We start from the raw sequence: 13,259 nt of genomic DNA, 5'->3' as shown, positions 1-13,259 counted from the left end.
CACATTCATTTGTCAAAATGTATATGGCTTAAGGCTTGCATTTCACCTATCTTAGCTTTTTCGAAAGAAAGCTAAACCATATAGAACGGCATGAATTTGTTGAGAAACGTACGTTCCAGAACGTCTGCCCTTGCTGCCCTGTGCTTATTACTGGGAGTATTTATTATTGTGAGCGCCTTCGGCGTCGTACAGGAACCCGAACTTCCTCAAATCGCTGCTGAAGCGGCAGAAGAGACAGAGCCGTTCTGGTTGTGGATGCTCCTGGGAAGGTTTCATCCGCTGATCGTACATTTTCCGGTGGGTCTTTTGTGCGTTGCCCTTGTACTGGAACTGATAGACTGGCGCAGTAAATCCGCTGGCTTAAGGAACGGGATCACTATATTATTATGGATTGGAGCTGCAGGAGCAGTACTGGCCGTGATATTCGGCTGGATGCTGGCCGGCAACGAAGGTTACGAGGGAACCAATATTGAAATACACCGCTGGCTGGGCGTAGTGACCATGGCCCTTTCTATCCTTACGTTGCTTTTCCTGAAAAAGGGCTGGATAAACGCATACCGGTACCTGCTGATCATCACCGTGCTGGGCGTATCCCTGGCAGGGCATTACGGCGCCATGGTTACCCACGGAGAAGATTACCTGACCGAAGTACTTCCCACGAGCCAAAGCGCCGGTGAAGAAGGTTCCATTGCCTCCAATAATCCCAACTTTGTTCTCGCCAGCCTGCAGCAGGCCGATACTTTAACGCTGGCACAGCAGCAAGACCTGAACCTGGAAGTAAGGACTATTTTTGCGCATTCCTGCTATAAATGCCACGGTTCGGATAAAGCCGAAGGAGAACTGCGGCTGAACAGCAAGGAAGCCTTTTTAAAAGGCGGGGAAAACGGAGCAATATTCGTTGCCGGCGATCCGGGCGAAAGCGACCTGATACGACGCATCAACTTGCCGGCCGGACACGATGATGTCATGCCGTCCAAAGGGAAAACCCTGAGTGAAAAAGAAATAGAGATCCTCACTTTCTGGGTATCCAAGGGAGCCCCCTGGCCGGACAAGGAAAAAAGCATTTATTATTTGGCGCCCCTGGCGCCCCGCAGTCCCGGGCTGCCTGCGCCTACCGGCGACCTTACCCAGCCCATTGACCTGCTGGTTGACAACTACTTCAGCGAAAACGGGATCGAGTGGAAAGGGACTGTGGACGATCGCACGTATATCCGGCGCGTTTACCTGGACGTGATTGGCCTGCTGCCTTCTCCCGACAGCATTGAAGCATTTGTAAGCAATACCGATCCCGGCAAACGCGAAGCGCTGGTAAAGAACCTGCTGAACCGCGACCACGATTATACGCAACACTGGCTTACCTTCTGGAACGATCTGCTGCGGAATGATTACACCGGTACCGGGTATATTACCAACGGCCGCTTTGACATTACCAAATGGCTTTACAGTTCGCTGCGGGATAATAAACCCTATAACCAGTTCGTGGAAGAGCTGATCAGCCCCAATAAGGAATCGGAAGGATTTATCCGCGGGATCCGCTGGCGGGGCACGATCAATTCCAGCCAGTCAACTGAAATGCAGGCAGCCCAGAACGTTTCGCAGGTATTCATGGGGCTCAACCTGAAATGCGCCTCTTGCCATGACAGTTTTATCAGCGACTGGAAGCTTGACCAGGCCTATGCGTTTGCCAATATTTTCTCCGACACCACCCTGCAGGTGGCCCGCTGCGACAAGCCTACCGGGGAACTTGCCGGCAGAGCCATGCTTTTCCCCGAGCTGGGAACCATCAGCACGGATGCACCCACTCCGGAACGGCTGCAGCAACTGGCCGATTATCTTACCCAGCCCAAGAACGGGCGGCTGTACCGCACTATTGTCAACCGGGTCTGGGCGCAGCTTATGGGAAGAGGGATCATTGAACCGGTGGACATCATGGACAATCTCCCCTGGAGCCAGGATTTGCTTGACTGGCTGGCTACCGACTTCGTGGAGAACGGCTATGATATCAAGCGCCTGATCTACCAGATACTGACGTCTAAAACCTACCAGCTCCCATCGGTTTCGGTGGAAGAAGCAGGAGACCTGCTGGCCAAGGACTACCGGTTCCAGGGCATGCTGCGGCGAAGAATGTCGGCCGAACAGTTCTCAGACGCGGTGAGCAAGGTTTTCACACCTCTTTATACGGATTCAGCCGTAGCCAACAAGCTGCCGCCGGACATCCTGCAGTACGCTCCCTTCACAAGGGCTTCCCTGGTGAAGAACGATCCTTTCCTGAAGGCCCTTGGCCGCCCTTCGCGGGAAACGGTAACCACCAACCGCGCTTCGCAGGCCAGTTTGCTGCAGGCGCTTGAATTAACCAATGGTTCAAAATTTACCGAAGCGCTTCACCAGGGCGCGGCGGAATGGAAAGCAAAATATGCCAGCACGGATTCCCTTGTATCTGTTCTTTATTTAAAAGCGCTGGGAAGGCCCGCAACGGCGGAAGAAATAAACTTCGTGGAATCGGCCATAGGCACTTCACCCACCGAAGAGGATATACAGGACCTGGTTTGGGCGCTTATGCTCGTTCCGGAATTTCAATTGATCTATTAATTTTAAGGAGATAAAAAGATGGCCCCTACCTGGAACAGACGGGAATTTCTGAAACATGGCACCGCAGCTACCCTTGCAGCACTTGCCGCCGGCTCCCCGGTGGCCAGCATGCTGTCAGGCTGCAGCCTCACCGGGAATAAGATAAAATCTACTGCCGATACGGTTATTTTGCTTTGGATGGCCGGAGGAATGGCGCATACCGACACCTTCGACCCAAAACATTATGAGCCTTATGTAAAAGGAATGGATGCCAACCGCGTACTCAGCACCTTTCCCTCTATACCTACATCGCTTGACGGGATCTCCTTTTCTGAAGGCCTGGAGTCTATTGCCGGGCTGATGGACAGGGGAACCCTTATCCGTTCTTATGTAGCGGCCGACATGGGCTTTATCCTGCATGCAAGGCACCAGTATCACTGGCATACTTGCTACGAGCCGCCTCAAACCGTTGCCGCTCCCCACTTTGGCGCCTGGATAGCGAAAGAACTGGGCCCTATGAACCCGGTTATTCCGCCTTTTATTGATATAGGCCAGCGTTTCACCGTAGGCGAAGCGGAAGAGTTAAAAGCCTTCCATACCGCCGGCTTCCTGGGAAGCGAGTATGGCCCCTTCCTGATACCGGACCCCAGCCAGGGCCTGGAAAGCGTCCGCCCCCCGCAGGCATGGACCTGAAACGCTTTGAAGCCAGGAACAAGCTATACACGGAACTGATCAAGAAGAGCCCCATGCAGGATCTGGCCAGCGGCTACCAAAAGGAGTCCCTGATGCGATCCATGGAACAAGCTTATATCCTGCTGAATTCTCCGGAAGCAAAAGCTTTTGACCTGAATTCCGAACCCAAAGAGAGTTACGATATTTATAATACCGGTCGTTTCGGCCTGGGCTGCCTGATGGCAAAACGCCTCACCCAGCAGGGAGCGCGGTTTATCAGCGTGACCACGGAATACGAACCCTTCAAAGGCTGGGACACGCATGAGAATGGCCATACAAGAATGGTCGAAATGAAAAAGCAGATAGACGGGCCCGTGGCGCAGCTGATCAAAGACCTGGAACAATCCGGGCACCTGGATCGCACGCTTATTATCCTGGCCAGCGAATTCAGCAGGGATATGTTAATGGAAGGCCGTCCCGGAGCGACGGTAAAGAACCAGGTGAACCAGCCCGATATTATCAACGAGGAAAAATTTTACGGCATGCACCGTCACTTCACCGATGGTTGTTCCATCCTGATGTTTGGCGGAGGCGTAAAGAAGGGATTCGTTTACGGGAAAACCGCCGACGAGCGCCCCTGCAAAACAATAGAGAACCCTATCCGGATCGAACAACTGCATCAGACCATTTATCATACGCTGGGCATTCCGCCCGAAACCAATTACGTGGTGGAAAAGCGGCCCTTTTACACCACCCCGGACGGGGTTGCCGAACCCGTGTTGGACTTGCTCGCCTGACCCGCCGGACCCTGCCCGGCCCGCGGGATACACCTGCCTGCCGCACCCGACTGGCCCGGACAGATTTGCCGTTCTGAGTCCCCTCCTGGGGAAGGCGCGGCAAATTTCCTGCCGTATCAAAATGTACATCAATATGTCAAAATGTACATAGCATAAGCGCGGTTTATCTTTTAACCTTGCGTTGATACAAGGTAAAAAGTGCCTGCTTAAACAGGCAAAGAGCTAAACCAATTTTATTCAACAATGAAAAGTTTGAAACAATCGCCAGCTGTTGGTCTGGGCGGGATGTGGAAAAGTATGCTCCTGTTTTTCATAGCGGGCATGTTTTCCCTGTCGCTCAGCGCCCAGAACATTGTACTGCAGGGAACGGTGCTGGACAGCGCCGGCGGCGGTCCGCTTCCCGGCGTTTCCGTAAAGGTAAAAGGGGAATCCACAGGTGCTTCCACCGATCAGGATGGCAAGTTCAGCCTGGAAGTGCAGGAACCCGAGGTCGTTTTGGAAGTATCCTTCCTGGGCTATGCGACACAGGAGGTACGGGCGCGCGAGGGGCAGCCTGTAACGATCAGGCTGGCTCCGGATAACCAGGCACTAGAACAGGTGGTGGTAATTGGTTACGGCTCCAAACGCAAACGCGATATCACTTCGGCCGTGTCGGTCATTGATATGGAGAAGATAAAGGACCGGCCCGTATCCAACCTCAACAATCTGATGCTCGGGCAGGCCCCGGGTGTCGTGGTAAAACAAAATACCGGCACGCCCGGTGAAGAGCTGGACGTAAAGATCCGGGGTATAGGTTCGCTGGGGGCCGGAAGCGATCCGCTCTTCGTGATCGACGGATTTGCCATGGGCACCTCCGCCGGCAGGAACCTGAACGCCGCCGATGTGGAAAGCATTACCGTACTGAAAGACGCCGCCTCTACGGCCATCTATGGGGCCAGGGGTTCTAACGGGGTCGTGCTGATCACGACCAAGACCGCGGATGATAATGAGCTGAGCCTGGGCTTCATCGCCAATTACGGGGTACAGAACATCCCCGATTCCAGGCGGATAGAAATGATGAACGGCGTGGAATTCGCCCAGTACAAGAAAGAAAGCTTCATGGACAAGATCCGGTATTTCGAAGGCCGCGAGCCCAGCCTCGAAGAGGTGCCCGAGAGTTACCGCTACCCGGAGCAGACCCAATATTCGACGGACTGGCTGGACGCGATCCTCCATAATAACGCCCCTTTCCAGGATTATAACCTTATGCTTGCATCCGGTAAGGGACGGGTAAAATCCCTGCTCTCCATCAATTATTTAAACCAGGCGGGCGCGGTGATAGAAACCGGTTTTGAGCGCTTTAACGTCAGGGCCAACCTTCGCGGCGATATCAACGAGCATATATCGCTGGGCTGGAACATCGCCGGCGCATTTTTTAAAGAGCAGCATGCCGCCACTACCGGCCGGGATGCCATTATCGGCTCTGCCTTGTGGGCGGATCCCCGGGAACCTATTTATAATGAGGATGGCAGCTTCAATGATTATATAGGAGGCCGGGACGGGGTTTTTGGCACCTCCAACCCGGTCCAGGAAATGATGGAAATGGAAAGGAACAGGACCAATGCCGACGTGATCACCAACGGCTACATCGAATTCAAATTCCTGCAGAACTTTACATTCAGGTCATCGGTGAACGCACGCATAATTAATGAAAAGGACAAGGCATTCCGGCCCTCCACACTGGCCGGCCGAGGCTTTGACGCCCCGCCTCCCCGGGAAGCCTCCCTGAGCCAGGGCCAGTGGGAGACCATCAATGTGGCCGCCGACCAGGTGCTGACCTACGACAGGAGCATGGGCGATCATGATTTCAGCATCATGGCAGGCTATTCCGCCCAGGAAGAAACAATGAAGTGGCTTACTGCCGGGGGCAACGAATTCCCGAACGACATTGTCCGTTTCCTGGGCGCCGCCGAACGGGTCGACGCCGCGTCCGGAGAGGCGAGCTGGAGCATGCTGGCCTATATCGGGCGTGTGAATTACACGTTCATGGATAAATACCTTTTCTCGGCCACTTTCCGCCGGGAAGGCAGCTCCCGCTTCGGCATTAACAATAAATGGGGGAATTTCCCTGCGGCATCGCTGGGATGGAGAATTTCCGAGGAATCCTTTATGGAGAACGCCGCCTGGGTCTCCGACCTGAAATTAAGGGGAAGCTGGGGTGTTACCGGAAACAACGATATAGGCAATTACCGGAGCTTGTCGATACTCAATGCGTCCAACTACGTACTGGGCGGCAATTTTGCAGCCGGCCAGGTACTGGGCGCCTTTGCCAACACGGACCTTGGCTGGGAACAATCCAACCAGACAAATATTGGCCTGGACGCTTCGCTGTTCAGGAACCGGCTCTATTTTACAGCGGAATACTACCACAAGACTACCAACGACATGTTGCTGCCCATCGAGATACCTGTGATCTCCGGCTTCACCACCACTTTTTCCAACATCGGAAAGGTAGAGAATAAAGGGCTGGAGTTCGCGATCGGCTACCAGACCTCTGTAAACGATATCAACCTGTACGCCGACTTCAATATCGCGTTCAACAGGAACAAGGTACTTGAGATCAACGGGGAGAACGACGAGATCCGCAATGGCGGCTTCTACAGCACCTACAACGTTTCCAGGCCCGGCAGGCCCATTGGAATGCTGCACGGCTTCCGGATGCTGGGCATTTTCAATACTCAGAAAGAAATTGACGACTGGGCCGAACAGGATGGCGCGATCCCGGGGGTTTACAAATACGAGGACACCAACGGCGACGGCGTGATCACCTATGACACCCAGGACATGGTCGAGATCGGCAACCCGCATCCCAAGGCCGTATGGGGCTTTACCCTCGGCGGCGATTACCGGAACTTTGACGTTAATCTGCTGTTCACGGGCGCCCAGGACTACGATGTGTTCCGGAATATTGAGGCCACTACGATGAACATGGACGGGGTTTTCAACATCCTGCGGTCCGGCAAGAACCGCTGGAGGTCCGCCGAGAATCCCGGCGACGGCAAGGGTGCAACCACCAATACCTGGAAATGGGAACGTGAATCCAACTCAAGGTACGTGTACGATGCCAGCCATGCCTGGCTAAAAAATCTTACCATCGGATATACCTTCCCTTCGTTCCATAACACAAGGGTCTATTTCAGCGCTGATAACCTGCTGCTGATCACCAACTACCCCGGAAATAATCCGGACGTGGACCAGCGGGGAGGCACACAGCCCGGCGTGGACGATGAAACCTACCCGGTACCCAGGATATTCTCAATAGGCGCTTCCGTAAAATTCTAAATCCAAGAAGATGAAACACAAGATCATATTACCGGGCCTGCTGCTTTCCCTTACCCTGTTCTCCTGCGGCGAGGACTTCCTGAACAAAACGGACCCTACCCGGCTGGTGGAAGATACTTTTTACCAGACCGAGGCCCAGGTGGAACAAGCCCTGAATGGCGTTTATTCCCAGCTGCAGGGTATTATTTCCAACCAGTGGCAGTATAACGAATTCATTACCGATAACACCACCCTTCATTTCAATATAGGCGACCGGGGCCAGGGGCCTTCGCTGGAAGCCATCGAATTCTGGCAGATCAATCCTTCAACAGGCAATATCAATAGTCTGTACAACAGCTATTATGAAACGCTGGTAAATATAAACACCATCCTTTCCAAGCTGGAAGAGAGTACCTTTGATGAAGGGGTTAAAGGCCAGTTCGAAGGGCAGCTCAAATTTTTGAGGGCTTATTATTATTTCAACCTCGTCCAGTACTTCGGACCGGTGATCATTATTACCGAGCCCCTGGAAACCCCTTCCGAGGCCTGGGAATATTCGCGGCAGCCTGTAGAAAACGTATACGAACTGGTAGAAAGCGACCTGGCGGCCGCAGTAGCTTCGCTCCCGGAAAGCTGGGACGCCGCCAATGTAGGGCGGATCACCAAAGGAGCGGCTCTCTCGCTGCTGGGCAAGGTGTATCTTACCAAAAAGCAGTACAGCGAAGCAGTCAGTACACTCAAACAGGTGCTTCCGCTGGGATATGAACTGCTGCCTTCCTATGCAGATGTATTCGACCCTCAGAAAAAGAATCATGCGGAATCCATTTTGGACGTGCAGTTTCAGGGCGGCAATGAGCTGGGTGAATGGAGCAATTTTATTTATACCTTCGCTCCAAGGGAATCGGAGGGGCCGTGATCAATTTTCCCGGCCAGAACGGCGGAGGCTGGAATATACCTTCGCGCGACATGATCGCCGCCTACGAGGCAGGCGATCTGCGCAAGGAAGTATCGCTGAAGGAAGGTTATACCAACCTGGAAGGTGACTGGGTGCCGGTGCCGTTCATCAACAAGTACAATCACCCGCATGCCATCCGGGGACGTACCGATGACAACTGGCCGGTGATCAGGTATGCGGACGTACTGCTCATGCTGGCCGAAGCCATCAACGAGGCTTCAGGACCCACTTCAGAAGCGGCAGGTTACCTGAACCAGGTGCGCGACCGGGCAGGACTGGCCCCGCTGAACGGTCTGGACAAGGATGAGTTCCGGGAAGCGGTGCTTCATGAGAGAAGGATTGAGCTGGCCTTTGAGAACCACCGCTGGTTTGACCTGAAACGGACGAAAACACCCCAGCAACTGGCCGACTTCCTGAATGCCTACGGGGACTTTGAACAAAGCAACCCCACAACGACCAGGGGCGGGATACCTTTCTCTGCGGCCGATTTCGTATTCGAGCCCTACGAGGTGCTATTCCCGATCCCGGCCAACCAGATATTGATCAATAACGAACTAACACAGAACGAAGGTTATCAATAAAAAGACACTCCAAAGTTGTAACAGGGCAGCCGGTGCCGGACGGACGGCCTTCCTGGCCAGGCCGTTTTCACCGGCCGCCCGGTTCTTCGCGGCAATACTGATCTTCGGGGCAATGCTGTTCTGCAGCTGCAACCGCCCTGCTCCGGAGCCAGAGATCAGTACGCTGAGGGAAGGATTTCTCAACCCGCCCGATTCCGCAAGGCCGGGTGTTTACTGGTATTTCATGGACGGAAATCTTTCCGCGGAAGGCATGACCGCCGACCTGGAATCCATGAAGGAAGCCGGGATCGGGTATGTGGTATTTCTTGAAGTAAATGTAGGCGTTCCGAGAGGGCCCGTGGATTTCCTGAGCCCGCAGTGGCAGGATCTGTTCCGGCATGCTGTGCGGGAAGCCGAAAGGCTGGGCATTGGTATTACCCTGGGGGTAGGCCCCGGCTGGACAGGAAGCGGGGGACCCTGGGTACGTCCGGCACAATCCATGCAGCACCTGGTCTCCGCTGCCGTACAAATGCAGGGCGGTGAAAAGAATATTCAGCTGCCGCTTCCTCCGCCCCGGCAGCCTTATTTCGGGGAAGGAACGCTAACTCCGGAACTGAAGGAGCAGTGGAATGAATTTTACGAAGACGTGGCCGTACTGGCCTTCCCAAGTCCGCCTGTTGAACGCCGTATTGAAGATATCGATGAAAAAGCGCTCTATTACCGCGCACCTTATACTTCTGTTCCCGGGGTAAAGCAATTTATACCCTCCCCGGCGGATTATCCGGAAGCTCCGGGCGACGCGCTTATTGCCGCGGAAAACATGATCGATCTGACCGAATACCTGCGGCCCGGCGGTCTCCTGGAATGGGAAGCGCCCGAAGGAGCATGGACGGTGATGCGCTTCGGCCGGCGTAACAATGGCGCCATCACACGTCCGGCGCCCTATCCCGGCCTGGGGTTCGAAGCCGACAAATTCGATACAGTTGCCCTGAACGCGCACCTGGATGCCTATATCGGAACACTCTTTCGTCATATCGGCAAGTTCGACACAGCGTCGGCCGGAGGCTTGAAAAGGCTTCATATGGACAGCTGGGAAATGGGCGCACAGAACTGGACCCCGCGATTCCGGGAGGAATTCATTAAGCGCAGGGGCTATGACCCCCAGCCTTTTTACCCGGTATATGCCGGCTACATCATAGAGAGCGTGGAAATCAGCGAGCGCTTTCTCTGGGATCTGCGGCAAACTTCCCAGGAGCTTGTTCTTCAGTATCATGCCGGCCATCTGAAAGAATACAGCCACCGGCATGGCCTGAAACTTTCCATAGAACCCTACGACATGAATCCCAATGCCGACATGGAACTCGGTGCGGTAGCGGACGTGCCGATGGCCGAGTTCTGGAGCAAGGGTTATGGCTTCAACTCGGCCTTCAGCTGCATTGAGGCAACGTCCGTGGCCCACGTGAACGGCGCCGCTCTTGTTCCTGCTGAGGCTTTCACGGCCGATCATACCGAAGCCTGGAAACAGCATCCCGCATCCATGAAAAACCAGGGAGACTGGGCTTTTGCCACCGGCATTAACCGGCTGGTGTACCACACTTTTCAGCACCAGCCTTTAGCCGACAGCCTGCTGCCTGGAATGACCATGGGCCCTTACGGGGTTCACTGGGACCGCCGCCAAACCTGGTGGCCGATGGCCGGCGCCTATCACCGCTATATTTCCAGGTGCCAGTACCTGCTCCAGCAAGGCAGGACCGTTGCCGATATCCTGTACCTGACCCCGGAAGGCGCACCTCATGTGTTCCGCGCCCCGTCCTCTGCCCTTACCGGTGATGATGTACTCCCGGACCGAAAAGGCTTCAATTTTGACGGATGTACGCCCGGTCAGCTCTACATGGCTTCTGTAAAGGATGGCAGGATCGTATTTCCGGGAGGCGCTTCTTACCGTGTGCTTGTGCTGCCCTATACGCCGGCGATGACACCGCCCCTGCTGGAGAAGATCCGTTCCCTGGTCGGGGCCGGCGCCACCGTAATTGGAGAACCGCCGCTGAGGTCCCCGGGCCTGGAAGATTTTCCGGCATGCGACCGGCAGGTGCAGTCGACCGCACAGGAACTCTGGGGCGGCACAAAGGTGCCTGAAACGCTCACCAGCATTTCCTTCGGCAAGGGCAGGCTGATCTGGGGAGGGCCTTTTCGCCGGGCGGATACATCACTTTACCCGGAATATGCGCCTCTTGCTTCGCTGCTGAAAGATTTGGGCCTTCGGGAAGATTTCAGCGCTGAAGCGCCGCTGCGGTATACCCACCGGACGTCTGCCGGCTGGGACATTTATTTTGTCTCCAACACCAGCCCCGGACAGGTAGAAGTGGAATGTATTTTCCGTTCCGTCAAAGGTCGCCCTGAACTCTGGGACCCGCTGACGGGAGAGACCAGAGCCCTGCCTGATTTCCTTGCGGAGGATGGCCAGACACGGATCCCCCTGCTGTTCGGGCCGCACCAAAGTTTCTTTATCGTTTTTCCGAAAGATGACGTAAAAGCGGGCGGGACCGAAAATTTCCCCTCCCGGATAAAGCTGATGGACATACAAGGCCCCTGGACCGTGGACTTTTCCCCGGAACGTGGCGGGCCGGGAACAGTACAGTTTGACCGCCTGCAGGATTGGACAACACGCCCTGAAGAAGGCATCCGGTATTATTCCGGAACAGCCGTTTACCGGCAGTCCTTTGATTTCAGCATCACAAAGGGCGCCGCGGCATCGAAGGGCGACATCGCGAAGGAGGGCGCTGCAGCCAGTGGCGGCGAAACGGCGCAGGACCATATGGCGGAGGATAGCATCGCAGCGGCCGGCCGGCTGAAAAAGGCAGGAAAGCTGCCGCAAAACACCCGATTTTACCTGGACCTGGGAGAGGTAAACAACATGGCCCGGGTCTACCTGAACGGGCAGGATATGGGGGTAGCCTGGACTGCGCCCTGGAAGGTGGATATTACCCATGCTTTAAAAAACGGCCGCAATGAACTCCGCATAGAAGTAGCCAATCTTTGGCCTAACAGGCTGATCGGGGATGAGCAATTGCCTGAGGACGGAATTCAGAACGGGCAATGGCCCGGATGGCTCACCAAAGGAAAAGGAAGGACCAGCAACCGGCATACTTTTTCGACGTTCAATCCCTATACCGAAAATTCTCCCTTATTGCGATCCGGCCTAACCGGACCCGTGGCCCTTGTGCTGGAAGAATTCCGGTAACCGATTAGGATTTCCCGCGCGGGGCAAAGAGCCGGTTTCTTAAAGTCGGCGGCGTACGCTACATTTGTAGTATGACTTATAAAGGACTTCCGGTTATGCTGCTGCTTGCAGCTTGCACATCTTCTCCGAAGCAAAGTGACACTGATAAGCAAAACGACGCTGCCGGTCAGAACGGGCAGGGTGGAAATGGCAGGGTGGAACAAGCGGCAGCTCCCGACACCTCCGGAATGGTCTGGATCCCGGAAGGATCATTTATGATGGGAACCAATAATCCGGAATTTCCGGATGCGAGCCCTGTTCATCCTGTAACGGTAAACGGGTTTTGGATGGACGCGCATGAAGTAACGAATGCACAATACGCGGAATTTGTAGAAGCTACCGGATATGTTACCGTGGCCGAAAGAGCACTTGATCCGGCGGATTTTCCCGGCGTCGCTCCGGAAATGCTGGTACCGGGATCGGCTGTGTTTTCACCACCGGATCACCGGGTTTCCCTTGACAATCCCCTGCAATGGTGGAGATATGTGCCCGGAGCCAGTTGGAAACAGCCTTTTGGCCCGCAGCAGTCCGGAGAATTAGATCCCGGTGCGCCGGTGGTGCAAGTATGTTATGAAGACGCCCTGGCCTATGCCAAATGGGCAGGAAAAAGGCTTCCAACGGAAGCAGAATGGGAATATGCGGCCCTGGGCGGAAATCCCGGCCATACCTACTACTGGGGCGATGAACTAAAGCCGGGCGGGGAATGGGCAGCTAATATTTTCCAGGGAAATTTCCCAGAAGGGAACACATCTGAAGACGGTTTCACGGGCGTCGCTCCCGTAAAATCTTTTCCTCCCAATCCTTATGGACTATACGATATGGAAGGGAATGTATGGGAATGGTGTAATGATTTTTACCGGCCGGATTATTACCGGAACAGCCCTTCGGATAATCCCAAAGGCCCGGCCGACAGCTATGACCCGGCTGAACCGAATGCCGTAAAAAGAGTGCAGCGGGGCGGCTCCTTCCTTTGCAGCGACCAGTATTGCATCCGCTATAAACCCCGCAGCAGAGGGAAAGGGGAGGTCAGCAGCGCCTCCAATAACCTGGGTTTCCGTTGCGTGGCGGACGCGCCGCCGCCCCCGGAACCAAAAAGTTAAAACCTTTCTTTGCTAACCCAACCTGAA

6 protein-coding genes and 1 pseudogene are annotated in these 13,259 nt (G+C 54.7%); all 7 read left to right on the top strand.

Going from position 1 to position 13,259, the window contains the following annotated elements; all coding sequences use genetic code 11:
* The first annotated feature begins 90 nt into the window (after positions 1-90).
* The 7 genes and pseudogenes from FRZ59_RS04405 (at position 91) to FRZ59_RS04380 (ending at position 13,232) form a co-directional block, all read left to right on the top strand.
* Positions 91-2,589 carry a DUF1549 domain-containing protein gene (locus FRZ59_RS04405; protein ID WP_132128104.1) on the top strand — a complete coding sequence of 833 codons (2,499 nt, stop codon included), beginning with the start codon at positions 91-93 and terminating at the stop codon, positions 2,587-2,589.
* 18 nt (positions 2,590-2,607) lie between these two features.
* A pseudogene (locus FRZ59_RS19875) lies at positions 2,608-4,037 on the top strand (DUF1501 domain-containing protein).
* Positions 4,038-4,280: 243 nt separating this feature from the next.
* Positions 4,281-7,358 carry a SusC/RagA family TonB-linked outer membrane protein gene (locus FRZ59_RS04395; RefSeq protein ID WP_207910212.1) on the top strand — a complete coding sequence of 1,026 codons (3,078 nt, stop codon included), beginning with the start codon at positions 4,281-4,283 and terminating at the stop codon, positions 7,356-7,358.
* 10 nt (positions 7,359-7,368) lie between these two features.
* Positions 7,369-8,253, top strand: a complete 885-nt coding sequence (locus FRZ59_RS18800; protein ID WP_225975179.1) for a RagB/SusD family nutrient uptake outer membrane protein — start codon at positions 7,369-7,371, stop codon at positions 8,251-8,253.
* On the top strand, positions 8,202-8,873 hold the full coding sequence (locus FRZ59_RS18795; RefSeq protein ID WP_225975178.1) for a RagB/SusD family nutrient uptake outer membrane protein: 672 nt from the start codon (positions 8,202-8,204) through the stop codon (positions 8,871-8,873). Before FRZ59_RS18800 ends, FRZ59_RS18795 begins: the two co-directional genes overlap by 52 nt.
* Before the next feature lie 112 nt (positions 8,874-8,985).
* Positions 8,986-12,093 carry a glycosyl hydrolase gene (locus FRZ59_RS04385; protein WP_225975177.1) on the top strand — a complete coding sequence of 1,036 codons (3,108 nt, stop codon included), beginning with the start codon at positions 8,986-8,988 and terminating at the stop codon, positions 12,091-12,093.
* A gap of 71 nt (positions 12,094-12,164) precedes the next feature.
* A complete protein-coding gene (locus tag FRZ59_RS04380) occupies positions 12,165-13,232 on the top strand; it encodes a formylglycine-generating enzyme family protein (RefSeq protein WP_132128101.1) in 1,068 nt (355 codons plus the stop codon).
* The last annotated feature ends 27 nt before the right edge of the window (positions 13,233-13,259 follow it).

The sequence above is a fragment of the Anseongella ginsenosidimutans genome (assembly GCF_008033235.1).
Taxonomy (GTDB): domain Bacteria; phylum Bacteroidota; class Bacteroidia; order Sphingobacteriales; family Sphingobacteriaceae; genus Anseongella; species Anseongella ginsenosidimutans.
Note: the sequence above shows the minus strand (reverse complement) of the source record. Positions and strands in the feature narration are given on the sequence as shown.